Origin of the sequence: Enterobacter sp. J49 (genome assembly GCF_002148625.1) — a bacterium.
GTDB lineage: Bacteria > Pseudomonadota > Gammaproteobacteria > Enterobacterales > Enterobacteriaceae > Enterobacter > Enterobacter ludwigii.
On the sequence record NZ_MWPY01000024.1, the window covers coordinates 258,511 to 283,565 of the forward strand.

26 protein-coding genes and 1 other annotated feature are annotated in these 25,055 nt (G+C 53.4%); of the genes, 14 read left to right on the plus strand and 12 right to left on the minus strand.

From position 1 onward, the window contains the following. Positions 1–67: 67 nt before the first annotated feature. Together recN and nadK are read right to left on the minus strand one after the other, a co-directional pair. A complete protein-coding gene (gene recN / locus BJP35_RS06630) occupies positions 68–1,729 on the minus strand; it encodes a DNA repair protein RecN (protein WP_047366094.1) in 1,662 nt (553 codons plus the stop codon). 85 nt (positions 1,730–1,814) lie between these two features. Further along, on the minus strand, positions 1,815–2,693 hold the full coding sequence (gene nadK / locus BJP35_RS06635) for an NAD(+) kinase (RefSeq protein ID WP_020883909.1): 879 nt from the start codon (positions 2,691–2,693) through the stop codon (positions 1,815–1,817). Positions 2,694–2,815: 122 nt separating this feature from the next. Between nadK and grpE the strand changes: the two genes are divergently transcribed. Further along, positions 2,816–3,409: a nucleotide exchange factor GrpE gene (gene grpE / locus BJP35_RS06640; RefSeq protein WP_020883911.1), complete on the plus strand. Its 594-nt coding sequence runs from the start codon at positions 2,816–2,818 to the stop codon at positions 3,407–3,409. Positions 3,410–3,460: 51 nt separating this feature from the next. Here the strand turns inward: grpE and BJP35_RS06645 are convergent, their stop codons facing one another. Further along, on the minus strand, positions 3,461–4,747 hold the full coding sequence (locus BJP35_RS06645) for an HlyC/CorC family transporter (RefSeq protein WP_032670206.1): 1,287 nt from the start codon (positions 4,745–4,747) through the stop codon (positions 3,461–3,463). A gap of 18 nt (positions 4,748–4,765) precedes the next feature. After that, positions 4,766–5,557 carry an inner membrane protein YpjD gene (locus tag BJP35_RS06650; protein WP_003863130.1) on the minus strand — a complete coding sequence of 264 codons (792 nt, stop codon included), beginning with the start codon at positions 5,555–5,557 and terminating at the stop codon, positions 4,766–4,768. 166 nt (positions 5,558–5,723) lie between these two features. On the opposite strand from BJP35_RS06650, the gene ffh reads away from it, so the two are divergent. The 7 genes from ffh (at position 5,724) to BJP35_RS06685 (ending at position 11,213) form a co-directional block, all read left to right on the plus strand. Beyond that, on the plus strand, positions 5,724–7,085 hold the full coding sequence (gene ffh / locus BJP35_RS06655; RefSeq protein ID WP_014171250.1) for a signal recognition particle protein: 1,362 nt from the start codon (positions 5,724–5,726) through the stop codon (positions 7,083–7,085). Positions 7,086–7,275: 190 nt separating this feature from the next. Next, positions 7,276–7,524, plus strand: a complete 249-nt coding sequence (rpsP, locus tag BJP35_RS06660; protein WP_014171249.1) for a 30S ribosomal protein S16 — start codon at positions 7,276–7,278, stop codon at positions 7,522–7,524. A gap of 15 nt (positions 7,525–7,539) precedes the next feature. Next, positions 7,540–8,079, plus strand: coding sequence for a ribosome maturation factor RimM (gene rimM, locus BJP35_RS06665; protein WP_032670210.1), 540 nt, complete (start codon positions 7,540–7,542; stop codon positions 8,077–8,079). 31 nt (positions 8,080–8,110) lie between these two features. After that, on the plus strand, positions 8,111–8,878 hold the full coding sequence (gene trmD / locus BJP35_RS06670) for a tRNA (guanosine(37)-N1)-methyltransferase TrmD (RefSeq protein WP_014171247.1): 768 nt from the start codon (positions 8,111–8,113) through the stop codon (positions 8,876–8,878). A 43-nt stretch (positions 8,879–8,921) separates the two neighbouring features. Next, positions 8,922–9,269 (plus strand): 50S ribosomal protein L19, encoded by a 348-nt coding sequence (gene rplS / locus BJP35_RS06675; protein WP_002914145.1) that lies wholly within the window; start codon positions 8,922–8,924, stop codon positions 9,267–9,269. Between the two features lie 131 nt (positions 9,270–9,400). Then, positions 9,401–9,805 (plus strand): DUF2946 domain-containing protein, encoded by a 405-nt coding sequence (locus BJP35_RS06680; RefSeq protein WP_086462974.1) that lies wholly within the window; start codon positions 9,401–9,403, stop codon positions 9,803–9,805. Between the two features lie 37 nt (positions 9,806–9,842). Next, positions 9,843–11,213 (plus strand): PepSY domain-containing protein, encoded by a 1,371-nt coding sequence (locus BJP35_RS06685; protein ID WP_086462975.1) that lies wholly within the window; start codon positions 9,843–9,845, stop codon positions 11,211–11,213. A 2-nt stretch (positions 11,214–11,215) separates the two neighbouring features. Here the strand turns inward: BJP35_RS06685 and BJP35_RS06690 are convergent, their stop codons facing one another. The 4 genes from BJP35_RS06690 to BJP35_RS06705 form a co-directional block, all read right to left on the minus strand. After that, on the minus strand, positions 11,216–11,701 hold the full coding sequence (locus BJP35_RS06690) for an OmpA family protein (protein ID WP_014171244.1): 486 nt from the start codon (positions 11,699–11,701) through the stop codon (positions 11,216–11,218). A 12-nt stretch (positions 11,702–11,713) separates the two neighbouring features. Continuing rightward, entirely contained in the window at positions 11,714–12,934 is a 1,221-nt protein-coding gene (gene dgcN / locus BJP35_RS06695; RefSeq protein ID WP_047366092.1) for a diguanylate cyclase DgcN, read from the minus strand. Continuing rightward, positions 12,927–13,415 carry a YfiR family protein gene (locus BJP35_RS06700; protein ID WP_020883918.1) on the minus strand — a complete coding sequence of 163 codons (489 nt, stop codon included), beginning with the start codon at positions 13,413–13,415 and terminating at the stop codon, positions 12,927–12,929. Before BJP35_RS06700 ends, dgcN begins: the two co-directional genes overlap by 8 nt. A 201-nt stretch (positions 13,416–13,616) precedes the next feature. Further along, complete coding sequence (locus BJP35_RS06705) at positions 13,617–13,991, minus strand: DUF2799 domain-containing protein (RefSeq protein ID WP_032680468.1); 375 nt, start codon at positions 13,989–13,991, stop codon at positions 13,617–13,619. Positions 13,992–14,206: 215 nt separating this feature from the next. On the opposite strand from BJP35_RS06705, the gene aroF reads away from it, so the two are divergent. Genes aroF through BJP35_RS06720 form a run of 3 tightly spaced genes read left to right on the plus strand, consistent with a single transcriptional unit; the run spans position 14,207 to position 17,342 of the window. Then, positions 14,207–15,277 carry a 3-deoxy-7-phosphoheptulonate synthase AroF gene (gene aroF / locus BJP35_RS06710; RefSeq protein WP_032680469.1) on the plus strand — a complete coding sequence of 357 codons (1,071 nt, stop codon included), beginning with the start codon at positions 14,207–14,209 and terminating at the stop codon, positions 15,275–15,277. 10 nt (positions 15,278–15,287) lie between these two features. Next, positions 15,288–16,409 (plus strand): bifunctional chorismate mutase/prephenate dehydrogenase, encoded by a 1,122-nt coding sequence (tyrA, locus tag BJP35_RS06715; protein WP_014171239.1) that lies wholly within the window; start codon positions 15,288–15,290, stop codon positions 16,407–16,409. Between the two features lie 60 nt (positions 16,410–16,469). Then, complete coding sequence (locus BJP35_RS06720; protein ID WP_047366090.1) at positions 16,470–17,342, plus strand: SMP-30/gluconolactonase/LRE family protein; 873 nt, start codon at positions 16,470–16,472, stop codon at positions 17,340–17,342. Here BJP35_RS06720 and pheA read toward each other — a convergent pair. The 4 genes from pheA to bamD all read right to left on the minus strand — a co-directional run bounded on the left by pheA (position 17,339) and on the right by bamD (position 20,104). Next, the gene (pheA, locus tag BJP35_RS06725; RefSeq protein ID WP_020883922.1) at positions 17,339–18,499 is read right to left on the minus strand and encodes a bifunctional chorismate mutase/prephenate dehydratase; all 1,161 of its coding nucleotides are present in this window, start codon (positions 18,497–18,499) and stop codon (positions 17,339–17,341) included. The genes BJP35_RS06720 and pheA overlap by 4 nt on opposite strands. 29 nt (positions 18,500–18,528) lie before the next feature. Further along, positions 18,529–18,654: a sequence feature (Phe leader region), on the minus strand. Then, on the minus strand, positions 18,606–18,653 hold the full coding sequence (gene pheL / locus BJP35_RS24165; protein WP_001386991.1) for a pheA operon leader peptide PheL: 48 nt from the start codon (positions 18,651–18,653) through the stop codon (positions 18,606–18,608). (Overlaps the previous feature by 48 nt.) A gap of 103 nt (positions 18,655–18,757) precedes the next feature. Further along, positions 18,758–19,099, minus strand: coding sequence for a ribosome-associated translation inhibitor RaiA (raiA, locus tag BJP35_RS06730; RefSeq protein ID WP_003863162.1), 342 nt, complete (start codon positions 19,097–19,099; stop codon positions 18,758–18,760). A gap of 267 nt (positions 19,100–19,366) precedes the next feature. After that, positions 19,367–20,104 carry an outer membrane protein assembly factor BamD gene (gene bamD, locus BJP35_RS06735; RefSeq protein WP_013098339.1) on the minus strand — a complete coding sequence of 246 codons (738 nt, stop codon included), beginning with the start codon at positions 20,102–20,104 and terminating at the stop codon, positions 19,367–19,369. A 131-nt stretch (positions 20,105–20,235) separates the two neighbouring features. On the opposite strand from bamD, the gene rluD reads away from it, so the two are divergent. The 3 genes from rluD (at position 20,236) to clpB (ending at position 24,647) form a co-directional block, all read left to right on the plus strand. After that, positions 20,236–21,216 (plus strand): 23S rRNA pseudouridine(1911/1915/1917) synthase RluD, encoded by a 981-nt coding sequence (gene rluD / locus BJP35_RS06740; RefSeq protein ID WP_014171235.1) that lies wholly within the window; start codon positions 20,236–20,238, stop codon positions 21,214–21,216. Continuing rightward, positions 21,213–21,944: a purine nucleoside phosphorylase YfiH gene (gene yfiH, locus BJP35_RS06745; RefSeq protein WP_086462976.1), complete on the plus strand. Its 732-nt coding sequence runs from the start codon at positions 21,213–21,215 to the stop codon at positions 21,942–21,944. Before rluD ends, yfiH begins: the two co-directional genes overlap by 4 nt. Positions 21,945–22,073: 129 nt before the next feature. Continuing rightward, a complete protein-coding gene (gene clpB / locus BJP35_RS06750; protein ID WP_032680474.1) occupies positions 22,074–24,647 on the plus strand; it encodes an ATP-dependent chaperone ClpB in 2,574 nt (857 codons plus the stop codon). Positions 24,648–25,055: the final 408 nt, after the last annotated feature.

The window sequence follows — 25,055 nt, forward strand, 5'->3', positions numbered from 1 at the left end:
GCCCCACTTTGAAACCGGTCTGGCGGCGTTTTTGTTGTTCTCTATGACCCTGAGATCCCGAAAAAGTTTATGCCGCCAGCAGTTCTTTCGCGTTCGCGAGCGTATTTCGCGTGACTTCACTGCCGCCCAGCAGGCGTGCCAGCTCCTGCAGACGTGCGCGTTTATCCAGTGGCTTCATATGCGTTTCTGTCATTTCACCGTCAGTTTCTTTGCTGACGATAAAGTGATGATGACCACACCCGGCCACCTGCGGCAGGTGGGTAACACACATGACCTGCGTTGATTCACCCAACTGGCGCAACAGTTTGCCGACAACCGCCGCCGTAGGGCCGCTGATCCCCACATCCACTTCATCGAAAATCAGCGCTGGGGTTTCCATTTTACGTGCGGTAATCACCTGAATCGCCAGCGCGATACGCGACAGTTCACCGCCGGAAGCCACTTTAGAGATGGGCTGCAACGGCTGCCCCGGGTTGGTGGTGACGCGGAATTCGATACGGTCCGCACCTTCCGCCGTCAGATGGTTCTCTTCGAAACGGACATCGATGGTGAATACGCCGTGCGGCATCGCCAGCGTGTGCATGCTGTCGGTGATGTGCTGGCTCAGTTCCTGGGCGTAATGTTGACGGATCTCATGCAGCTGTTTCGCCGTCGTCAGCGCCTGTTCATGGTGCAGGTTCACCGCCAGTGACAGGGTTTCCAGCGAGTCAGCCTGATCGTCAAGCTGCTGTTGTTCATCAAGCAGGGACTGATAGTAGCCAGGCAGTTCTTCTGGCGTAACGTGGTGCTTACGCGCCAGCGAGATCTGACGGGAGATGCGTTGCTCCAGTTCAAACAGACGGTTCGGGTCGAGATCCAGACGTTCACAGTAGTGGCGCAGTTCGTCACTGGCTTCTGAAATCTGAATCGCGGCCTCTTCCAGCATATCCAGTACGCCAGAGAGTTTGCTGTCCATGCCGGCCAGCTCGGTGATGAGCTGACGAACATTATACAGCTGGCTCTGCAGGTTCACGTCTTCACCGTCAGCCAGCATGTTAAGGGCATTCTGGCTGGTTGAGAGCAGGTGACCGCTATTAGCCAGGCGCTTGTACTCTTCGTCGATAAGCTCAAATTCACCCGCCTGCGGGCTAAATTCGTTGAGTTCTTTAAGCTGGTATTCCAGAAGCTCAGCGCGGGCGGCACGCTCCTGGCTTTGCTGCTGGTGCTGGGCAAGCTCACGGCAGCTTTGATGCCACTGGCGATAGTGCTCCGCCATGAGCTGAGTAAGTGCGTACTCACCTGCATAGCCATCAAGCAGCGTTTTCTGCTGCTCCGGTTTAATGAGTTGCTGGTGCGCGTGCTGGCCGTGGATCTGAATGAGTAACTGGCCGAGCTCGCGAAGCTGGGAAAGCGGGACTGCAGTGCCGTTGATAAAGCCGCGGGAACGACCATCGCTGCTGATAACGCGACGAAGTAAACACTCACGTCCGTCTTCCAGCTGGTTCTCTTCGAGCCAGCGCAGGGCGGCAGGGGTATCTTTCAGGGAGAAGCGAGCGCAGAGATCGGCACGGTTTGCGCCCCTGCGCACCATGTCACCTTCTGCACGGCCGCCGAGGCACAAGCCGAGGGCATCTATGGCAATGGATTTACCCGCACCGGTTTCCCCGGTGATCGCCGTCATGCCGCTGTGGAAATCGATCTCAAGCTCACGAACTATGGCAAAGTTGCTGATGGTCAGTTGTGCCAGCATAATTGTTTTCCTGTATGAAAAACCATGACTGTGTTTTCATACAGTATAAACTGGTTTTATATACAGTAAAGTACTGGATGCAAAATCAGAACAATTTTTTTGACCAGCCAAGCTTCGAGCTTAATGTATTGAAATAGCTGTAATCTTTCGGGTGAATAAGATTCAGGTGGTAATCACACCGACGAATGAGAACATCTTCACCTTCCTGAATAGGCAGCGCAATCTGGCTGTCGCAGCTGATCTCCAGATCGTTACGGCGGTGCGAGAAACGCAGACGAATGGTGCTGCTGCTGTTGATCACCAGCGGACGTGCCGAGAGCGTGTGCGGGAACATCGGTACCAGGGTGATGGCATCCAGTGAAGGGGTGAGGATCGGGCCACCCGCAGAGAGCGAGTAGGCAGTCGACCCTGTCGGCGTGGAGATAATCAGCCCGTCAGAACGCTGCGAGAAGGCGAAGATTTCGTCGATATAGACTTCGAACTCAATCATGTGTGCCACTTTGCCGGGATGGAGCACCACTTCGTTAATCGCAGTGCTGATGCGCTTCTGGCAGTCCTGCTGACACACCTGCGCTTCCAGCAAAAAGCGTTTTTCGCTGATATAATGACCTTCCAGCACGTCGGCCAGCTGCTGCTGGGCGTTGTCCGGATCGAGGTCGGTCAGAAAGCCGAGATTGCCGCGGTTGATACCAATGACCTTGATGTCATAACGCGCGAGCGTTCGGGCCGCGCCGAGCATATTGCCGTCGCCACCGACCACCACGGCGAGATCCGCCTGCTGGCCAATTTCCGCCAGCGTGCCGGTTTTGACGCTCTTCAGCTGCAGCTCCTGAGCAATCTGCTGTTCGACCATCACTTCATAGCCTTTGCTACACAGCCAGCGATACAACATTTCATGTGTCGTCAATGCGGTAGGGTGACGCGGATGCCCGACGATCCCAATACACCTGAAATGATTATTCATTTTCTGGAGGTCCTTGTGCCTGATGAATGATGACAATCTGTCTTGTTCCCTTGAATCCCGGAAACTGATCCCCATAATAAGCGAAGTTAGCGATATGAATGCAGAAAAACGCGGAGAAATTCATGAGTAGTAAAGAACAGAAAACGCCTGAGGGGCAAGCCCCTGAAGAAATTATCACGGAACAGCACGATGATGTTGAGGCTGTAGAGCCGGACGCATCTGCTGAGCAGGTGGACCCGCGCGATGAAAAAATTGCGAATCTGGAAGCTCAGCTGGTAGAAGCACAGAATCGCGAACGCGACAGTGTTCTGCGCATCAAGGCGGAAATGGAAAACCTGCGCCGTCGTACCGAGCAGGACGTTGAGAAGGCGCATAAATTTGCGCTGGAGAAATTCATCAACGAACTGCTGCCGGTGATTGATAGCCTGGATCGCGCGCTGGAAGTGGCTGATAAAGCTAACCCGGACAACACCGCGATGATCGAAGGTATCGAACTGACGCTGAAATCCATGCTGGATGTGGTACGTAAGTTTGGCGTGGAAGTGGTTGGCGATACCAACGTTCCGCTGGATCCAAATGTGCACCAGGCGATTGCGATGGTGGAATCAGAAGACGTTGAAGCCGGTAAAGTGCTTGGCGTGATGCAGAAAGGTTATACCCTGAACGGTCGTACCATTCGTGCTGCAATGGTTACCGTGGCGAAAGCGAAAGCGTAATTTGCCATCTGTAGTGCCGGGTGGCGGCTTGCGCCGTACCCGGCCTACTCTCTACTCAGCAATACTTTCCCGAATCGGTTTTACCGGCAGGACTTTCACCTGCTTAATCATATTGTCCTGCACGTCCAGGATATCAATATCGTATTGCTCAATGCGCACCCGCGTGCCCGCCGCCGGGATCTCTTCCAGTGCTTCCAGAATCATCCCGTTTATGGTGCGTGCTTCATCTTCCGGTAAATGCCAGTTAAAGGCTTTATTGAGCTCTCGAATGTTCGCGCTACCGTCGATCAGCACCGAGCCGTCGTTTTGCGGGGTGACTTCTTCCGCAAGGGAAGGGGACATTGAGGTGGTAAAGTCGCCAACAATCTCTTCCAGAATATCTTCAACCGTCACCAGCCCCTGAATATCCCCGTACTCATTGACCACCAGGCCGACCTTCTTCTTATTACGCTGGAACTTCACCAGCTGGGTGCTGAGCGGCGTTCCTTCCGGCACGTAATAAATTTCGTCGGCGGCGCGGAGCATCACCTCTTTGGTGAACTCTTTTTTCTCGGTCATCAGACGATAAGCTTCGCGCACGCGCAGCATGCTGATGGCATCGTCCAGAGAGTCGCGGTACAGCACGATACGGCCGTGCGGGGAGTGGGTCAGCTGGCGGACGATGGCTTTCCAGTCGTCATTGATATCAATGCCGACGATCTCGTTACGCGGCACCATGATGTCGTTAACGCTGACTTTTTCCAGATCCAGTACCGACAGCAGCATGTCCTGATTACGCCGGGAGATCTGCGAGCGCGATTCATGCACGATGGTGCGCAGCTCTTCTTTGCTGAGCGCGCTGCTGATGGTGACGTCTGCTTTGATACCGATCATCCGCATCAGAACACGCGTCACCATGTTCAGTAACCAGACCAGCGGCATCATCAGGATCAGCAGCGGTGCCAGCAGGAAGCTGCTGGGGTAGGCCACTTTTTCCGGGTAGAGCGCGGCGATGGTTTTAGGCAACACTTCTGCAAACACCAGCACCACAAACGTCAGCACACCGGTGGCAATGGCGACGCCGGCGTTGCCGTACAGGCGCATCCCAACGATAGTACCGAGCGCAGAGGCAAGAATGTTGACGAGGTTGTTACCGATGAGCACCAGACTGATCAGACGATCCGGTTGACGCAGCAGTTTTTCGACGCGACGGGCGGCACGGTTACCCTGCTTAGCACGATGACGTAACCGGTAGCGGTTTAAGGTCATCATGCCGGTTTCCGAGCCGGAGAAATAGGCGGAGATGACCACCATGACGATCAGCGTAATGATCAGCGTGGTGGTAGAGATGTGTTCCAGGGGGAACTCCTTTGTTACTTAGCCAGCAAATTGCTGTATGAAGCGGCTGCCAAAATAGGCAAGGGTGAGAATGCCCGCGCCCGCGACGTTGAACCAGACCACGCGCCGACCGCGCCAGCCTTCATGATAATGGCCCCATAACAGGACAATATAGACAAACCACGCGATGATGGAGAGGACCGCTTTATCGATATTCTCCACGCTGAACAGGTTCTTCATATAAAACAGGCCCGTGCACAGCGTTAACGTCAGCAGCACGACACCAACCTGCGTGATGTGGAACATCTTACGCTCAATCACCATCAGCGGCGGCATCTCATGGTTAAAGGCCAGCTTTTTGTTTTTCAGCTGGTAGTCAATCCAGGCGAGCTGCATGGCATAGAGCGCGGCGATAATCAGCGTTGCGTAAGCGAAGAGTGACAGGCCGATATGCACCAGCATTCCCGGCGTCGCTTCCAGATGCGTAATAAACTCATTGGGCATAAACGTGGCCAGGGCCAGGTTGATCAGCGCGAAGGCATACACAATCGGCAGTAGCAGCCAGCCACGGTTTTTAGAGGCGACAATGGTCATCACCGTGCAGATCATCAGGCTGACCAGCGAGCCGACGTTGAGCACGCTCAGGTTCTGTACGCTGCCATCGCCGGGGATAATGCGCGATTCCAGCGCGAACGCATGGCTTATCAGTGCGATCACCGCCGAAAGAATAGCCATGCGTCGCCAGCCGCTGTTTTTTTGCAGCAGTCCAGGAATGATCAGCGCGAGGCTGACAGAGTAGGCAACAAGGGCGATCAGTGCGAAAACAGGCATATAGGCATCGACAGTTGTCTTAATAAGAAAGAGAAGCAGTATAACGTTACGTGACGCCTGCTCCAACCGTTGCATAACAACAAAGCCGCCTTCATGTTATACTCCGGCAAAATTCTGTGTATGTGTCGCTGCCAGCGACCCAACGTTTCTACTCAGGCGAGAGACAATGTTTGATAATTTAACCGATCGTTTGTCGCGCACGCTGCGCAACATCAGCGGCCGCGGACGCCTTACCGAAGACAACATCAAGGAAACGCTGCGCGAAGTGCGCATGGCGCTGCTGGAAGCAGACGTCGCGTTGCCGGTTGTTCGTGATTTTATCAACCGCGTTAAAGAGAAGGCGGTTGGTCATGAAGTTAACAAGAGCCTGACCCCGGGTCAGGAGTTCGTCAAAATCGTCCGTAACGAACTGGTTTCGGCGATGGGCGAAGAGAACCAGGTGCTTAACCTGGCAGCACAGCCACCGGCCGTCGTGCTAATGGCGGGCCTGCAGGGTGCGGGTAAAACCACCAGCGTGGGTAAGCTGGGTAAATTCCTGCGTGAAAAGCACAAGAAAAAAGTGCTGGTCGTTTCTGCGGACGTCTATCGCCCGGCGGCGATTAAACAGCTGGAAACCCTGGCGCAGCAGGTCAGCGTGGATTTCTTCCCGTCTGACGTTGCCCAGAAGCCTGTCGACATCGTTAACGCGGCGCTGAAAGAGGCGAAGCTGAAATTCTACGACGTGCTGCTGGTGGATACCGCCGGTCGTCTGCACGTTGACGAAGCGATGATGGATGAGATCAAACAGGTGCATGCCGCTATCAATCCGGTAGAGACCCTGTTTGTTGTTGACGCCATGACCGGTCAGGATGCGGCGAACACCGCGAAAGCGTTTAACGAAGCGCTGCCGTTAACCGGCGTAGTGCTGACCAAAGTGGACGGTGACGCCCGCGGCGGTGCGGCGCTTTCGATTCGTCATATCACCGGCAAGCCGATTAAATTCCTCGGTGTGGGTGAGAAAACCGAAGCGCTGGAGCCGTTCCACCCGGACCGTATCGCCTCCCGTATCCTCGGCATGGGCGACGTGCTGTCGCTTATCGAAGATATCGAGAGCAAGGTAGACCGCGCCCAGGCTGAGAAGCTGGCCAGCAAGCTGAAAAAAGGCGACGGCTTTGACCTGACCGATTTCCTTGAGCAGCTGCGTCAGATGAAAAACATGGGCGGCATGGCAAGCCTGATGGGCAAACTGCCGGGCATGGGCCAGATCCCTGACAACGTAAAAGCGCAGATGGATGACAAGGTGCTGGTGCGTATGGAGGCGATCATCAACTCGATGACCCTCAAGGAACGTGCTAACCCGGACATTATCAAAGGGTCCCGCAAACGCCGTATCGCAGCCGGTTGCGGCATGCAGGTGCAGGACGTAAACCGCCTTCTGAAACAGTTCGACGACATGCAGCGCATGATGAAGAAAATGAAGAAAGGCGGCATGGCGAAGATGATGCGTGGCATGAAGGGCATGATGCCGCCAGGATTCCCTGGCCGTTAATCGCCTGGCTGTTGGCTATTTTGATGCCAGGGTGTGCCCGAAAAGCACACCCTGGCCGTGTTTTGCAGCAGAGTTTTAACTGCTGATTGCATTTTCCCCAGAAATCAGTAAAATTTTCGGGCTTTTAATATGACACCCGGGCTCCGTTCCTCGATGGGGCCCGGTTGTTTTATTCACACAAGAGGATGTTATGGTAACTATTCGTTTAGCACGTCACGGCGCTAAAAAGCGTCCGTTCTACCAGGTTGTTGTTACTGACAGCCGTAATGCACGCAACGGTCGCTTCATTGAGCGCGTTGGTTTCTTCAACCCGATCGCTTCTGGTTCTGAAGAAGAAACCCGTCTGGATCTGGATCGTATCGCTCACTGGGTTGGCCAGGGCGCTACTGTTTCCGATCGCGTTGCTACGCTGATCAAAGCAGCAAACAAAGCAGCTTAATCTGTCACGGTGGTCATGATGAGCAATAAAGCACCTGTTGAACCGATTGTATTGGGCAAAATGGGTTCTTGCTACGGTATTCGTGGTTGGCTCAGAGTGTTTTCCTCCACTGAAGACGCTGATAGCATTTTTAATTACCAGCCCTGGTTTATCCAGAAAGCCGGTAAGTGGGAAGAGGTCGAGCTGGAAAGCTGGCGTCACCACAATCAGGACATCATCATCAAGCTGAAAGGCATTGACGATCGTGATGCCGCGAATGCACTGACTAATTGTGAAATTATCGTGGATTCGTCGCAGTTGCCGCAGCTGGAAGAGGGCGACTACTACTGGAAAGACCTTATGGGTTGCCAGGTGGTCACCACTGAAGGTTATAGCCTGGGGAAAGTCATCGACATGATGGAAACCGGGTCAAATGACGTTCTCGTCATTAGGGCAAACCTGAAAGATGCATTTGGCATCAAGGAGCGGTTGGTTCCGTTCCTCGATGGACAGGTTATCAAGAAAGTCGATCTCGCTACTCAAACGATTGAAGTAGATTGGGATCCTGGTTTTTAAATTCTCCGGATAAACGGTAAAAGACGGCGCTATGTGGATTGGCATAATTAGCCTGTTTCCTGAAATGTTCCGCGCGATTACCGATTACGGGGTAACTGGCCGGGCAGTAAAGAATGGCCTGCTGAACATCCAGAGCTGGAGTCCTCGTGACTTTACGCATGACCGGCACCGTACCGTGGACGATCGTCCTTACGGCGGCGGACCGGGGATGTTAATGATGGTGCAACCCTTACGGGACGCCATTCATACAGCAAAAGCCGCGGCAGGTGAAGGCGCGAAGGTGATTTATCTGTCACCTCAGGGACGCAAGCTTGATCAAGCGGGCGTCAGCGAACTGGCGACGAATCAAAAATTGATTCTGGTCTGTGGTCGCTACGAAGGAATAGATGAGCGCGTAATTCAAACCGAGATTGACGAAGAATGGTCTATCGGCGATTACGTACTCAGCGGTGGTGAGTTACCAGCGATGACGCTGATTGACTCCGTTGCCCGGTTCATTCCGGGTGTACTGGGCCATGAAGCTTCGGCAACGGAAGATTCCTTTGCTGATGGGTTGCTGGACTGTCCACACTATACTCGTCCTGAAGTGTTAGAAGGGATGGAAGTACCGGCGGTGTTACTGTCAGGAAACCATGCTGAGATACGTCGCTGGCGTTTGAAGCAGTCGCTGGGCCGAACCTGGCTTAGAAGACCTGAACTTCTGGAAAACCTGGCTCTGACTGAAGAGCAAGCAAAGTTGCTGGCCGAGTTCAAAAAAGAACACGCGCAACAGCAGCATGAACATGATGGGAATGCGTAATACGCTCCCGAATATCAGTTTACCCAGGATAAGAGATTAAATTATGAGCAACATTATTAAGCAACTTGAACAAGAGCAGATGAAGCAGGACGTACCTTCCTTCCGTCCAGGTGACACCGTGGAAGTGAAAGTATGGGTTGTTGAAGGTTCCAAAAAACGTCTGCAGGCATTCGAGGGCGTGGTTATCGCTATTCGTAACCGCGGTCTGCACTCTGCATTCACTGTTCGTAAAATTTCCAACGGCGAAGGCGTTGAGCGTGTCTTCCAGACTCACTCTCCGGTAGTTGACAGCATTGCTGTTAAACGTCGTGGTGCTGTACGTAAAGCTAAACTGTACTACCTGCGTGAGCGTACTGGTAAGTCTGCTCGTATTAAAGAGCGTCTGAACTAAGATTCGCTTAAGCGACATCCTGATAAAAAGGGCTGGCCGAAAGGCTGGCCCTTTTTTATTCCATCGCGCCTCTCGCATTAACCCTTTCGTCATAAATCATTTACAATGCTGGCCTCTTAACGGGAGGGAAAGTGGATAACGTACTGCATCGGCATAACTGGAAACGCGCAGCGGCTTTGACCGCGCTGTTTGCGATCCTGCTGATCGTGGTTGCGCCGCTTATCTCCATCTCGCTGCAAAAAGATCCCATGAGCGCCATGCCGGGAATGCATCAAGACATGAGCATGATGTCGATGGATGAGCACCATGGCGATATGCCGCACTCGATGCCCGTCGACCATGCGGAAGCGTGTGGCTACTGTGTACTGTTAGCGCATGTGCCGGGCGTGATGCTGGCGCTGATTGTACTGCTCAGTGTGGTACTGCAAAGGAGCCGCGTTACACCGCCGCAACCGCCGGTCAGCCACTGGCACTTTTTCCCCTGGCTCTTTCCTGATACCCGCGCGCCGCCGCGGCAGTCTGCTTTTTCCCTTTAAAAAAAATCGATAACTATTTGCCTTAAAAAGGAAAAGTATGACTACCTGCACTCCGCGCGCGGCATGGGGAAACCTGCTGCGTCGACTCCATTTCTATGTCGGGCTGTTTGTTGGCCCGTTTATCTTCTTCGCCGCGCTGACCGGTACGCTGTATGTGGCGACGCCGCAGCTGGAAAACACGCTCTACCGGCACGCGTTGCAAACGGATTCGGTGGGAGAGGCACGGCCTCTGGCCGAGCAGATTGCCGTGGCGGAAAACGCCGTGGGTTCAGATCTGCGTCTGCATGCCGTTCGTCCGGGGCTGGTTGACGGTGATACTACCCGCGTGATGTTCGCTGACCCGGCGCTTGGCCCGTCGGAGAACCGCGCTATCTTTGTGGATCCCGTGAGCCTTGAGGTGCGGGGCGATATGACGGTGTACGGCACGAGTGGCATTCTGCCGTTGCGCCAGACCATCGATTATCTGCATACCTCGTTGATGCTTGGCGATGTCGGGCGGCTCTATAGCGAGCTGGCCGCCTCCTGGATGTGGGTTGCCGCGCTGGGGGGAATCGCCCTGTGGTTTTACACCCGACCAAAACGTCGGATGAACAACCGTTTCCAGAACCGCCGTCGTGTGCATGTGGCACTGGGCTGGGTGTTGCTGGGGGGAATGTTATTGTTCTCAGCGACAGGCCTGACGTGGTCTCAGTGGGCGGGCGGTAACGTGGATACACTGCGTGCCCGGATGAACTGGCTTACGCCGCAGGTCAATACTACGCTCTCCGGTGTGCCTGCTATCATGGACGAGCACGCTGAGCACCGGGGGCATCATAGCGGGATGATGATGCCCGCGATGGTGATGGATCCGACGCTTTTTGATGACGTCCTGCATGCCGCCCGTACGGCGGGTATAGATGCCAGCAAGCTCGAAATCCGCCCGGCGAAAACGGCTGAACAGGCCTGGACCGTGACGGAAATCGATCGCAGCTGGCCGACTCAGGTCGACGCGGTGTCGGTCGATCCGCACTCCCTGCACATTCTGGACAGAACCCGGTTTGAAGATTTCCCGTTAATGGCAAAACTGACCCGCTGGGGTGTGGATTTCCACATGGGGATCTTGTTTGGGCTGGCCAATCAGCTGTTGCTGATCGCGTTCGGTATTGCCCTGTGCGTGCTGATCGTCTGGGGATACCGGATGTGGTGGATGCGTCGTCCGGCGCAATCGGCCGTGAACCCGGTTCAGACGCTCTGTCAGAGCTGGCTGGCGCTATCGGGATGGGGAAGAGCCGTCACGGCGATGGTGAGTGTCCTGCTGGGGCTGGCGATGCCGGTGATGGGGGTGAGTCTGGCCCTGTTTGTGCTGGTCGACTGGCTGCGCTGGCGAGCGGCAACAGGCGTGTCGCTCGCAGAATCATCGGTTAAATAACCTTATGGCGTGCTGATAACCACCGCAACCCGGCGGTTTTCAGCGCGCCCTTTTGCAGTACTGTTGCTCGCAACAGGGTATTTTTTGCCTAACCCCTGCGTGGTGAGGTTGCTGCGCGGGATATTGGCTCCCTTCGCCCAGGCGTCGGCTACCGCATTTGCACGTTTCAATGACAGCGCTTCGTTGTAGCGCTCTTCGCCGTAGTTGTCCGTGTGACCGTCCATACGCGCGTGGTTCAGACCGGTTGCCGCGAGGCGAGAGGCCATGGTCTTGATCTGCGTTTCACTTTCCGCACGCAGCCTGGCGTCGTTTTTATCAAACAGGATGGTATCTGACAGGCCAAGGGACCAGTCGCCGTTCAGTTCGTTAAAACCGTAAGACTTCATCGCCGCAATCTGCTCAGGAGTGAACTTGCCTTGCGGCGGTGACTGGCAACCTGCCAGCACGACTGAGGCTAATAACAACGGCGCGAAGTATCGCTTTAACATATCGTTTCCCTTCTAATTTATCGTTTTTGTACGCTGGTTTTTAACCAGGTACATATTGCGGTCGGCTTTCTCCAGTAATGCTTCCACAGAACCATTTTCCCACGCCAGAGCAAAGCCAATACTGAGTGACATTGATGCTTTTTGCCCGTTATGCAATTCGAACGGGCGGATAAACTGCTGCGATAAGGCAGCACAAAGATGTTGAACCTCAGGCTCTGAATGGACGCCGTACAGCACCATGGCAAACTCGTCGCCGCCAAGGCGGTATGACTGATGGCGCTTATCACCGAACTCGACCATTCTTCTGGCGACTTCAATCAGCACACAGTCTCCTGCCGCGTGTCCCCAGGTGTCATTAATAAACTTAAAATTATCACCGTCGAGGAAGAGCAGGGCCGAGTTTGTTTTTGCTGAGGGGTCATTCATTAATGCCGCGATGCTGTTACGAAACGCCGCACGGTTGGCAAGACCCGTCAGCGGGTCGTGCATGGCGGTGCGTAATAGCTGGGCGTTTTTCGCCTGCAGTTTAAGCTGCCACTCCTCCATTTCATCCAGAAGGCTGTTGAAGTCCTCGCCAAACTGGTGAAATTCTTCAATGCGCCCGTCTTTCACCCGTCGGGAGAAGTTACGGTTAGTGCGTACGTCATGAACGACGTCAGTAATGTTTTGCAGCGCTGTAACCATGCCGTGATGCAAGGATTGCGTAATGGTCAGTGCGACCACCGTCGCAAACAGAATACAGCCGGTGAGAACGGCAAACGACATCCAGATGAAGTGGCTTATCAGGCTGTCACGCGCGGTAAGGCGTATTTCGCCAATCGTTGAGCCGTTATGGAATACGGGCTGGGAAATCGGTTCGGGGAAAAGCCAGCGGCTGACCAGTGCCCCCAGGGTGTCGTTGTTATCCGCCGGGTTCCACGACCAGTACGCAAAGCGTTTTTTGTGCACGTTGAGGACTTCAGCCACGGCAAACTGACCCTGTTTGCCAAGGGCAGCAAGCGTTTCATTGGCTGCCACTGAATCGTTGAACACCAGGGAGGCTTCAAGGCTGTGGCTCATGGTGGCGCCGGTTAATTCGAGATTCTTTTGTGCGTATTGCTTTAATGTCACGACGGAGGCAAAACAGAGGAGCAGCCATATTAATGTCATCGTGATGATGACGCTTATCATGCTGATTCGTCTGAGTGTTCTTTTAAACGTCGGACGTGGCGCTGAAGTGAAATCTTTATCCATGCTGCTTATTCCGTGCGAGCATTAATACATCCGGATTGACTCTCACGCCACTGCGAGTCAGCGCATCCAGATTGACGGAAAACCGGACATGGTTGCGATCAATTATCAGGCAAAAGGCGCTGCCAATAATACATTCCGGATTTTGCTCTGAGATTAATAGCAATGCTCTGCCCTGATACTGACTTATTAATTCACGTTGTTTTACGGGGGATTCCGCCCCGAAATAAATAGCATCACACGTCGCGGACAGGGCTTCCTGATCGTTACGCACAATAACGGGGGTATAAGGTAATTCGCTTTGCCCGTCCTTGCTGGTGAGTGCATGCGTGTAGTGAGAAGAAGCATAAACACAGAGTTTTGGCTGGCCGGAAAGTGACGGCCATCGGGTGTAGCTCACAATACCTGAAACGATCGAACGTACCGATTTATCGGTTTCGGTGAACGTGCCTGCCGCCGCTGCGCCCACCATAAGGAACAGCATTAGCACCAGAGTGAGTCGGAAAAAAGAGATCAAGAATAAATTTCTCACCAGAATCCGCCACTTCGCTCCGGAAATAGATGTCCTTAAGAGTTGTGGGCAGAATACCATTGTTTATCAGAGCCGTCATTATGTCAGAATTTTCCCTGCCTCGACCTAAGCTAAATCCTACACTTTGTTATATTCCGGTGAATAAAAAGAGGCTTAATTAAGTCTGCTGGAGCGCATGCTTTCATCCATGCCTTTTTGCCATGACTCGTGCAGTTTTGCTGCATTTTCAGCAGTATCGCAGCTGGCAGGAAAAGATTTGCCCGCTAATCCCCAGGCGTGGAGAAAACCTTCTTCACACACTTTCTTCTGTCCGTCTGCATATCCCCGGAGATATTCACTACGATCAACTTGTGGATCATTAAAATTATCGGCCAGCGTCTGGTTATCTTTAACCGGCAGACCATTCATGGCGTCTTCTTTACCTGCATCAAACCAGCTGGGGCTGGTCCAGTCCGGGTGGAAGGTATAAGGATTGATTTGGCAACCCGATAAAATGAGCGACAACAGCACCAGAGCAATTGAACGCATAGCCATTCTCCTTTTTTCTTCAGCATAGCCTGGTAACGGAAAGTAAGTGGTGTAATTTAAAGTTTACGGATATGGCGGCTGATTTTTGCAATAAATTGGCATTCGTAAAGAAAAGTGTACGTATTTTGGATTGAAATCTTTACTTGTTATGGTATCGTTGTTTCACCTCTTCGAGGAAAACAACTATCGCAAACGAGCTCTACAGGATCGCAATCATGCAAAAAGACGCGCTGAACAACGTACATATCACTGACGAACAGATTTTGATTACTCCGGATCAACTGAAAGCGGAATTCCCGCTGAGCGTCGCGCAGGAGGCTCAAATTGAGCACTCGCGTCAGACCATTTCAGACATTATCGCTGGCCGCGATCCACGCCTGCTGGTGGTATGTGGTCCTTGTTCTATTCACGATCCTGAAGCCGCCATTGAGTACGCTCGTCGTTTTAAAACATTAGCGGAGGAGGTCAGCGATAGCCTCTATCTGGTAATGCGCGTCTATTTTGAGAAGCCACGTACCACCGTTGGCTGGAAAGGGTTGATTAACGATCCGCACATGGATGGCTCGTTTGATGTGGAAGCAGGGCTGAAAATTGCGCGTCGCCTGCTGGTGGAGCTGGTCAGCATGGGGCTGCCGCTGGCCACTGAAGCGCTGGATCCGAACAGCCCGCAGTACCTGGGCGACCTGTTTAGCTGGTCTGCCATTGGGGCACGCACCACAGAATCACAAACCCACCGCGAGATGGCGTCTGGCCTGTCGATGCCGGTTGGTTTTAAAAACGGTACCGATGGCAGCCTGGCCACTGCAATTAACGCCATGCGTGCCGCGGCAATGCCGCACCGTTTTGTTGGCATTAACCAGGCGGGGCAGGTTTGCCTCCTGCAAACGCAGGGTAACCCGGATGGTCACGTGATCCTGCGCGGTGGTAAAGCACCAAACTACAGCCCGGCAGATGTGGCACAGTGTGAAAAAGAGATGGAGCAGGCGGGACTGCGCCCGGCACTGATGGTAGATTGCAGTCATGGTAATTCGAATAAAGATTACCGTCGTCAGCCTGCGGTTGCGGAATCTGTGGTGGCACAGATAAAAGACGGCAACCGTTCTATTATCGGTCTGATGATTGAGAGCAATATTCACGAAGGCAATCAGTCATCTGAACAACCGCGCAGCGCAATGAAGCACGGCGTATCCGTCACGGATGCCTGCATCAGCTGGGAAACCACCGACGCGCTGCTGCGTGAGATCCATAAAGATGTAAGCGGCCAGCTGGCGACGCGTCTGGCTTAAGAGGGTAGTTATGGTTGCTGAATTGACCGCGTTACGCGATCAAATTGATGAAGTGGATAAGGCGTTGCTGGACCTGCTGGCGCGCCGTATGGCTCTGGTTGCCGAAGTGGGTGAGGTAAAAAGCAAATACGGCCTGCCGATTTACGTCCCGGAGCGTGAGGCATCCATGCTGGCTTCGCGGCGCAAAGAGGCCCAGGCGCTGGGCGTCTCGCCGGATCTGATTGAAGATGTCTTGCGTCGCGTAATGCGGGAATCCTATTCCAGCGAAAACGATAAGGGCTTCAAAACCCTCTGTCCGTCCCTGCGCCCGGTGGTTATTGTGGGTGGCGCGGGCCAGATGGGGCGTCTGTTTGAAAAAATGCTGACGCTTTCTGGTTATCAGGTTCGCATTCTGGAAAAAGAGGACTGGGAACACGCGCCAGCGCTGATGGCCGATGCGGGGATGGTTATCGTCAGCGTGCCTATCCACGTGACGGAGCAGATCATCGGCAAGCTTCCACCGTTGCCGAAAGATTGTATCCTGGTTGACCTTGCATCGGTCAAAAATGGCCCCCTGCAGGCGATGCTGGCGGCGCATACTGGCCCGGTGCTTGGCCTGCACCCGATGTTTGGTCCGGACAGTGGCAGCCTGGCGAAGCAGGTTGTGGTGTACTGCGATGGTCGTCAGCCGGAGGCCTATCAGTGGTTCCTGGAACAGATCCAGGTATGGGGTGCCAGGTTGCACCGGATCAGCGCGGTAGAGCACGATCAGAACATGGCGTTCATTCAGGCGCTGCGCCACTTTGCGACCTTTGCCTACGGTTTGCATCTGGCGGAAGAGAATGTGCAGCTTGAACAGCTGCTGGCGCTCTCTTCGCCGATCTATCGCCTGGAGCTGGCGATGGTCGGGCGTTTGTTCGCTCAGGATCCACAGCTTTACGCCGACATTATTATGTCCTCTGAGAACAACCTGGCGCTTATCAAACGTTATTACCAGCGGTTTGGTGAAGCGATCACCTTGCTGGAGCATGGCGATAAGCAGGCGTTTATCGACAGCTTCCGTAAAGTCGAGCACTGGTTTGGCGATTATGCGCAACGTTTTCAGAGTGAGAGCCGCACGCTTTTGCGTCAGGCAAATGACAGTCGCCAGTAATGCGATGATGTATATACTAAAAGCCAGCAATGCTGGCTTTTTTCATTTTGGGGAACTGTTATGGCCGAACCGCAGCCGCTGTTGAATTACACCGGGCATTTGCCCGAATGTCCGACGTGGAGTGCCGAAGAGCATGCGCTCTACTGGGCAGATATTCTGGAGGGGGAGATCCACCGTTATCATCTGCCTACCGCGGAACACACGGTACTCTCTTTCCATGAAGAAGTAGGCTGTTTCGCTCTGCGTGAGCGTGGCGGCTTTATCGTCGCGATGCGCAATGGCATCTGGCTTGCTGACAAGCACGGCCTGCTTCAGCGCAAGGTGTGTGATAACCCCTCTAACCCGCAACTGGCGCGTTTTAATGATGGAGGTACCGATCATCATGGACGGTTCTATGCGGGAACCTTCTGGGGGCCGGGGGATTACAACGGCGCCATGCTGATGCGTATCGATAATGACCTGACGCCGAAAGTGATCCAGTGTGATATTCACGGGCACAACGGTCTGGCATTCAGCCCGGACAAACAGTGGATGTTCACCTCTGACACGCCAAATGGCGTTATCTACCGCACGCCGCTTGATGAGCAAGGTGAGCCGGTGAAACGCGAGATATTCCGCCGCTTTAAAGAGGGGGAGGGCATACCCGACGGTGCTGCGATGGATGAAGAAGGCTGCTACTGGAGCGCAATGTTTGATGGCTGGCGTATCGCACGCTTTTCACCGCAGGGGGAACAACTGGAAGAGCATCGCATGCCGGTTCGTTGTCCGACGATGGTCTGCTTTGGCGGCGAGGATATGAAGACCCTGTTTATCACGACCACGCGGGAAAATATGGATGCGGATGAAGTGGCGCAGTATCCGCTCTCCGGCGCCATCTTCACCCTGCCCGTTAGCGTGGCAGGGATGAAGAAAAGCCGCTTTATCGAACGTTAAGCGGGGTCAACCGGCACGACGTTTTCGCTCGGATAGCAGCCCAGCACTTTCATTGAGCGGGTGATTTCACCCAGTTCACGCAGGGCTTTCTGCATGGATGCAGATTCCAGGTTGGCCTGGATATCCAGATAAAACATCTCTTCCCACGGATTGCCATGAATCGGGCGAGATTCCAGCTTCGTCATGATCAGGTTGTGGTTACGCAGTACCAGCAGGGCCTCAACCAGCGCACCCGCCTGCTGCCCGGTCGCCATCAGCAGCGTCGTTTTAGCCGGAACCTGCTCAGAGACATTGATGGCTTTACGGGCCAGTACCACGAAGCGGGTGATATTTTGCGTCTGGTTCGCCAGGTTGCGTTCCAGCACCTGCAGCCCATACAGCGCTCCGCCCGCCTCGCTGCCAAGCGCGGCCACCGTCGGAGAATTGGCCTGCATCACTTTTTCCATCGCCGCAGAAGTGCTTTCGGTGTACTCAATTTTCCAGTTCGGATAACGGTTGAGGAACTGACTGCACTGCTGGAACGGTTGTGGGTGACTGTACACCGTCTCGATTTGGCTCAGGTCGGTTGAGCCAGAGACCAGTACGCAGTGATCGATAGGGATGGTCATCTCGCCAACCAGCGACAGCGTAGTGTGCTGCAGAAGATCGTACACGTCGTTAATGGCGCCAGAGCTGGTGTTTTCAATCGGTACGACGGCGTAATCCGCCTGTCCGGTTTCGACCTGATTGAAAATATCAGCAAATTTTGCGCAGCCGCTTTCAATAAACTCTTCGAAATGACGCGCTGCGTACTGGCGTGCGGCAAGGTGAGAGTAAGAGCCTTTTGGGCCGAGGAAGGCGACACGTGCAGAGTGCGGGTTCGTTTTATTCAGATGCTGCTGGAGTAGCGCTTGCTGGGTCAGAACGGAGTCTTCGATGATGAGCTGGAACAAACGGGTGATGTAATGGGCGTCGAGGTGGTGCGCTTTGCCAAGCTGAATCAGGCGTTCCAGCAGGTCGCGTTCACGGTCGATATCACGCACCGGCCGATGGGAGTCCAGCTTGGCTTTTCCCACTTCGATGGCGAGTGTGCGACGTTCTGCCAGCAGGGCCAGTAATTTTTCGTCCAGTGCGCTGATTTTCACTCGCAGGTCCAGTAACGGGTTTTCCGGTGTCATAGTGTTGCCTGTCTCGTTTATCGTTATTAATAAAAAAGGCCTCCCGGTGTGGGAGGCCTTGTTGTTCGTCTTCGCATTCTTTATCACACGACGAAACGCCTCCCAATCAGGGGAAGGTAAAAAAGAATGCGAAGAAAAACGGTGTGTGTTTCATGAAATCATCCTGTCGTTGATACCGTTAAAGTACCCGTACTGTTTTCATGCTGTCAATAAAAAACGCGCCCGAAGGCGCGTTGGCGGTAAACTCAATTTAAAGGATTACTCTTCTTCAACTTCTTCCGCGAAGCTGGCGTCTTTCACCGACGTTGCGGCGCGACGGGCTTCACCTTTGTGTTGCACTTTATTGAGCTGCCGTTCCAGCTTGTTGATCAAATCGTTAATAGCGGTGTACATATCCTCGTGTTTTGCGCTGGCGACCAGATGGCCGTTTGGAGTATTGATAGTTGCGTCAGCGATGAAACCTTGCGGCTCCTTGGACAGGATGATATGTGGGTTAATCAAATGTGTTTGCCATTTATCCAGTTTGGCGAGACGGTCTGCGACGTGTTGGCGGATTGCCGGAGTAATTTCCATTTGTTTACTGGTAATGTTCATTGTCATAAATTTTACCTCTTGTCTTTCCGTCTTGGTGATTCCAGCATACCTGTCCTAATGTCAAAATGTGTGATTTAGATCACGTTATTTTGTCGGTTTTTGTCAGGGAATGTTTTTTGTGAGGCAGGGCAGGAAGAGGTGATATTTACCTTGTGGAAGGCCCGATTTCCGGTCATAGTTGATAGGATGTGTTGAGGCTAAACCGCTTCAGCTGATCTCTGAACGCATAAAAAAACGGCAGCCCGAAGGCTGCCGTTTTGCTTTGAGGCAATATCAGGTGTTGCTGCTGTTCGCGGCGATGATTTTCGCCACTTTGTCAGCCTGTGCGGTCATCTGCATCTGACGGTAAGCATTTTCCATCAGCTTCAGGCCATCACGCGTTGCCTGTGTATCCGGGTAATCACGCAGCATACCTTCTACACGATTAACCACGGCAACCCATGCGCCACGGCGGGTATAGTATTCCGCAACGGAGTATTCGTATTTCGCCAGACGATCTTTCAGGAACACCAGACGTTTGGTCGCGTCAGTGACGTACTGGCTGTTCGGGTAGCCGCGCACCAGTTTGGAGAAGTCGTTGAAAGCATCACGCGCATGCTGCGGGTCACGGTCAGAACGATCCACACCGAAGAAACCTTGCAGGGCACTGTCGTCCAGCGCCATGTTGGTAAGACCGCGCATGTACATGACGTAATCGATGTTAGGATGAGTCGGGTTCAGACGCATGAAACGATCGATGGTTGCCTGAGCCAGCGGCAGATCGGCATTTTTATAGTAGGCATAGATGAGATCTAACTGTACCTGCTGCGAATACGGACCAAATGGATAGCGATTATCCAACGCTTCCAGTTGCGTTATCGCCTGTTTCCAGTTACCGTCCTGCAACTTTTGTTGTGCAGTCGCATAGATTTCATTCGGCGGATTGTCAGGGACCTGTTCATTTGAACCGGAGCAGCCCACCAAAGCCAGGCTCAACGTGGCCGCTGCCACCAGATATTTCATGCGCGTCATGACGTTTTGACTTTCCTCAAATGTTTGTCCGGGAGAAACTCTGTTCCTGCTCCCGATTAAGACCAGCTACAATAGCACACTATATTAAACGGCAAAGCCGTAAAACCCAACGTTAAACGAAGAAGCAGTTTATGGCACAACGAGTAGAACTCACCGCAACAGTCTCCGAAAATCAGCTCGGTCAACGCTTAGATCAGGCTTTGGCCGAATTGTTCCCTGATTATTCGCGTTCACGCATAAAAGAATGGATCCTTGACCAGCGCGTGCTGGTAAACGGCAAGATCTGGGACAAACCAAAAGAGAAAGTGTTAGGTGGGGAAGCCGTCGCCATCAATGCTGAAATCGAAGAGGATATCCGCTTCGAGCCGCAGGATATCCCGCTGAACATCGTCTATGAAGATGATGACATCCTGGTGATCAATAAGCCACGTGACCTGGTTGTTCATCCGGGCGCGGGGAATCCTGATGGCACGGTCCTTAACGCACTTCTCCATTATTACCCGCCTATCGTGGATGTTCCGCGCGCCGGCATCGTTCACCGTCTGGATAAAGACACCACGGGTCTGATGGTGGTGGCAAAGACCGTTCCAGCTCAGACACGTCTGGTGGAATCTCTGCAGCTGCGTGAAATCACCCGTGAATATGAAGCGGTGGCCATTGGTCATATGACCGCTGGCGGCACGGTGGAAGAACCTATCAGCCGTCACCCAACCAAACGTACCCATATGTCGGTGCACCCGATGGGTAAGCCTGCGGTAACGCACTACCGCATTATGGAACACTTCCGCATTCATACGCGTCTGCGTCTGCGTCTGGAAACCGGTCGTACTCACCAGATCCGTGTTCATATGGCGCACATTACCCATCCGCTGGTGGGCGATCAGGTCTACGGTGGTCGTCCGCGTCCGCCAAAAGGTGCATCGGATGAGTTCATTAGCGTACTGCGTAAGTTTGATCGCCAGGCGCTGCACGCAACGATGCTGCGTCTTTACCATCCTATCACCGGTATTCAGATGGAATGGCACGCGCCGATCCCACAGGATATGGTCGACCTTATTGACGCCATGCGTGTTGATTTTGAAGAACATAAAGATCAAGTGGACTGGTTATGACCAAACTGATTGTCCCGGAGTGGCCACTGCCTGAGGGCGTGGCTGCCTGCAGTTCAACCCGTATCGGCGGTGTGAGCCAGGGCGCGTGGGAATCTTTGAATCTCGGCGCACACTGTGGTGACAACCTGGAGCACGTTGAAGAAAACCGCAAACGCCTGTTTGCTGCCGGGAATTTACCGTCGAAACCGGTCTGGCTGGAACAGGTTCACGGTAAAACGGTACTGCCGTTAACGGACGAACCCTATGCGTCTAAATGGGCCGATGCGTCTTACAGTGATACTCCGGGAACGGTATGTGCGGTAATGACTGCCGATTGCCTGCCGGTTCTGTTCTGTAACCGTGCCGGTACCGAGGTGGCAGCAGCGCATGCGGGCTGGCGTGGTCTGTGTGAAGGTGTGCTCGAAGAGACCGTCGCCTGCTTTAAAGATGACCCTGCGAATATCATGGCCTGGCTCGGCCCGGCCATTGGTCCTCGTGCGTTTGAAGTGGGACCCGAGGTCCGCGAAGCCTTTATGGAGAAAGATCTGCAAGCCGCGGATGCTTTCCTTCCTGCCGGTGAAAAATATCTGGCCGATATTTACCTGTTGGCCCGCCAGCGCCTGAATAATGTCGGCGTGACGCAGATCTTCGGCGGCGATCGCTGTACCTTCACCGAAAAGGGTGATTTTTTCTCTTATCGCCGCGACAAGACGACAGGTCGTATGGCAAGTTTTATTTGGCTGATATAACCTAAAGAATCAAGACGATCCGGAACGTGCCGTTTTCTTTTCACATAATTCAGGTCATTAACCTTGAATAATTGAGGGATGACCTCATTTAATCTCCAGTAGCAAATTTGACCTGTTATGGGAGGAGTTATGCGTCTGGATCGTCTTACTAATAAATTCCAGCTTGCTCTCGCCGATGCCCAGTCCCTTGCACTGGGGCACGACAACCAATTCATCGAACCTCTTCATTTAATGAGCGCCTTGCTGAATCAGGAAGGGGGATCGGTACGTCCGTTATTAACGTCTGCCGGCATTAATGCTGGCCAGTTACGCACCGCCATCGATCAGGCTCTGAGCCGTTTACCCCAGGTAGAAGGTACCGGTGGCGACGTTCAGCCGTCTCAGGATCTGGTGCGTGTGCTGAATCTTTGCGACAAGCTGGCGCAAAAACGTGGGGACAACTTTATTTCGTCAGAACTTTTCGTTCTGGCGGCGCTTGAATCACGCGGTACCTTGACCGACCTGCTGAAATCTGCCGGCGCAACCACCGCCAATGTGACTCAGGCGATTGAGAAAATGCGCGGAGGTGAAAGCGTGAACGATCAGGGAGCCGAAGACCAACGTCAGGCTTTGAAAAAATTTACGGTCGACCTGACCGAGCGTGCCGAGCAGGGCAAGCTTGACCCGGTGATCGGCCGTGATGAAGAGATTCGCCGTACTATCCAGGTACTGCAGCGTCGTACCAAAAACAACCCGGTGCTGATTGGTGAGCCGGGGGTCGGTAAAACCGCCATCGTCGAAGGTCTGGCGCAGCGCATTGTGAACGGTGAAGTGCCGGAAGGGCTGAAAGGTCGTCGTGTACTGGCGCTCGACATGGGGGCGCTGGTGGCCGGGGCGAAATACCGCGGTGAGTTCGAAGAGCGTCTGAAAGGCGTGCTTAACGACCTGGCGAAACAGGAAGGCAACGTCATTCTGTTTATTGACGAACTGCACACCATGGTCGGCGCAGGTAAAGCGGACGGCGCGATGGATGCCGGTAATATGCTAAAACCAGCCCTGGCACGTGGGGAACTTCACTGCGTAGGGGCTACCACGCTGGATGAGTACCGTCAGTACATCGAAAAAGATGCTGCGCTGGAGCGTCGTTTCCAGAAAGTGTTTGTTGCTGAGCCAAGCGTTGAAGATACCATCGCGATTTTGCGTGGGCTGAAAGAACGTTATGAACTGCACCACCATGTGCAGATTACTGACCCGGCGATTGTTGCAGCGGCCACGCTTTCGCATCGTTATATCGCTGACCGTCAGTTGCCCGATAAAGCAATCGACCTTATTGATGAAGCGGCCTCGAGCATTCGTATGCAGATTGACTCGAAACCGGAAGAGCTGGACAGGCTCGACCGTCGCATCATCCAGCTCAAACTGGAACAGCAGGCACTGAAGAAAGAGTCTGATGAAGCCAGTAAGAAACGGCTGGATATGCTCAACGAAGAACTGGACGATAAAGAGCGTCAGTACTCTGAGCTGGAAGAAGAGTGGAAAGCGGAGAAAGCTTCACTCTCGGGTACTCAGACAATTAAAGCTGAACTGGAACAGGCGAAAATTGCCATTGAGCAAGCGCGTCGTGTGGGTGACCTGGCGCGAATGTCTGAACTGCAGTACGGCAAAATTCCTGAGCTTGAGAAACAGCTTGAGATCGCCACACAGTCGGAAGGCAAAACGATGCGTCTGTTACGAAACAAAGTAACAGATGAGGAGATCGCTGAAGTGCTGGCTCGCTGGACCGGTATTCCGGTTGCGCGCATGATGGAAAGCGAACGCGACAAACTGCTGCGCATGGAGCAGGATCTGCATCAACGCGTGATTGGTCAGAACGAGGCGGTTGAAGCGGTCTCTAATGCCATTCGCCGTAGCCGTGCAGGGTTGTCTGACCCTAATCGTCCAATCGGTTCGTTCCTGTTCCTGGGGCCTACGGGGGTCGGTAAAACCGAACTCTGTAAGGCGCTGGCTAACTTCATGTTTGACAGCGATGACGCGATGGTCCGTATCGATATGTCCGAGTTTATGGAGAAACACTCCGTTTCGCGACTGGTTGGTGCGCCTCCAGGATATGTGGGTTATGAAGAAGGTGGCTACCTGACAGAAGCGGTGCGCCGTCGTCCTTATTCCGTCATCCTGCTGGATGAAGTGGAAAAAGCGCATCCGGATGTGTTCAACATTCTGCTGCAGGTTCTTGACGATGGACGGCTTACTGACGGACAGGGGAGAACGGTCGACTTCCGTAACACGGTAGTGATCATGACCTCGAACCTGGGTTCCGATTTGATTCAGGAACGTTTCGGTGAACTGGACTACGGCCATATGAAGGATCTGGTGATGGGCGTGGTAAGCCATAGCTTCCGTCCAGAGTTCATTAACCGTATTGATGAAGTGGTAGTGTTCCATCCTCTGGGTGAGAAACATATTGCGTCGATTGCGCAGATTCAGCTGCAGCGTCTGTATAAACGTCTGGAAGAGCGTGGATATGAAATTCACATCTCCGATGATGCGCTGAAGCTCTTGAGCGCAAATGGGTACGATCCGGTTTATGGGGCGCGTCCGCTGAAACGCGCAATCCAGCAACAGATCGAAAACCCACTGGCGCAGCAGATACTCTCCGGGGAGCTGATTCCGGGCAAAGTTATCCGTCTGGAAGCCAACGACGACAAAATTGTGGCAGTGCAGTAAGTCACAAAACGCAAAAACGGGCCGCTTGCGGCTCGTTTTTGTTTAAAAACCAGGCCAGAATTGAGGTTTGGGATGCAAATTGCCTGGAAAGTGAGCAGTCAGTAAATAATTTTCACTTTATCCTTGCAGCTTCAGAATTACCCCCTATAATGCGCCTCCACTGACACGGAACAACGGCACACACGCCGCCGGGTCAGCAGAGATAAGCGAAAATAAATGCTTGACTCTGAAGCGGGAAAGCGTAATATGCACACCCCGCGCCGCAGCGAAAACGAAGCGGCACTGCTCTTTAACAATTTATCAGACAATCTGTGTGGGCACTCAAAGTGACATGGATTCTTAATGTCTTCGGACACTAAATGAATACCAAGTCTCTGAGTGAACATACGTAATTCATTACGAAGTTTA

Coding starts and splice junctions, on each gene's coding strand:
- recN (WP_047366094.1), bottom strand. CDS start 1,729: ATGCTGGCACAACTGACCATCAGCAACTTTGCCATAGTTCGTGAGCTT.
- raiA (WP_003863162.1), bottom strand. CDS start 19,099: ATGACAATGAACATTACCAGTAAACAAATGGAAATTACTCCGGCAATC.
- rluD (WP_014171235.1), top strand. CDS start 20,236: ATGGCACAACGAGTAGAACTCACCGCAACAGTCTCCGAAAATCAGCTC.
- clpB (WP_032680474.1), top strand. CDS start 22,074: ATGCGTCTGGATCGTCTTACTAATAAATTCCAGCTTGCTCTCGCCGAT.
- BJP35_RS06700 (WP_020883918.1), bottom strand. CDS start 13,415: ATGCTGTTCCTTATGGTGGGCGCAGCGGCGGCAGGCACGTTCACCGAA.
- BJP35_RS06650 (WP_003863130.1), bottom strand. CDS start 5,557: ATGCCTGTTTTCGCACTGATCGCCCTTGTTGCCTACTCTGTCAGCCTC.
- rplS (WP_002914145.1), top strand. CDS start 8,922: ATGAGCAACATTATTAAGCAACTTGAACAAGAGCAGATGAAGCAGGAC.
- BJP35_RS06720 (WP_047366090.1), top strand. CDS start 16,470: ATGGCCGAACCGCAGCCGCTGTTGAATTACACCGGGCATTTGCCCGAA.
- dgcN (WP_047366092.1), bottom strand. CDS start 12,934: ATGGATAAAGATTTCACTTCAGCGCCACGTCCGACGTTTAAAAGAACA.
- yfiH (WP_086462976.1), top strand. CDS start 21,213: ATGACCAAACTGATTGTCCCGGAGTGGCCACTGCCTGAGGGCGTGGCT.
- ffh (WP_014171250.1), top strand. CDS start 5,724: ATGTTTGATAATTTAACCGATCGTTTGTCGCGCACGCTGCGCAACATC.
- trmD (WP_014171247.1), top strand. CDS start 8,111: ATGTGGATTGGCATAATTAGCCTGTTTCCTGAAATGTTCCGCGCGATT.
- bamD (WP_013098339.1), bottom strand. CDS start 20,104: ATGACGCGCATGAAATATCTGGTGGCAGCGGCCACGTTGAGCCTGGCT.
- BJP35_RS06685 (WP_086462975.1), top strand. CDS start 9,843: ATGACTACCTGCACTCCGCGCGCGGCATGGGGAAACCTGCTGCGTCGA.
- grpE (WP_020883911.1), top strand. CDS start 2,816: ATGAGTAGTAAAGAACAGAAAACGCCTGAGGGGCAAGCCCCTGAAGAA.
- pheA (WP_020883922.1), bottom strand. CDS start 18,499: ATGACACCGGAAAACCCGTTACTGGACCTGCGAGTGAAAATCAGCGCA.
- tyrA (WP_014171239.1), top strand. CDS start 15,288: ATGGTTGCTGAATTGACCGCGTTACGCGATCAAATTGATGAAGTGGAT.
- BJP35_RS06705 (WP_032680468.1), bottom strand. CDS start 13,991: ATGCGTTCAATTGCTCTGGTGCTGTTGTCGCTCATTTTATCGGGTTGC.
- rpsP (WP_014171249.1), top strand. CDS start 7,276: ATGGTAACTATTCGTTTAGCACGTCACGGCGCTAAAAAGCGTCCGTTC.
- nadK (WP_020883909.1), bottom strand. CDS start 2,693: ATGAATAATCATTTCAGGTGTATTGGGATCGTCGGGCATCCGCGTCAC.
- BJP35_RS06690 (WP_014171244.1), bottom strand. CDS start 11,701: ATGTTAAAGCGATACTTCGCGCCGTTGTTATTAGCCTCAGTCGTGCTG.
- rimM (WP_032670210.1), top strand. CDS start 7,540: ATGATGAGCAATAAAGCACCTGTTGAACCGATTGTATTGGGCAAAATG.
- aroF (WP_032680469.1), top strand. CDS start 14,207: ATGCAAAAAGACGCGCTGAACAACGTACATATCACTGACGAACAGATT.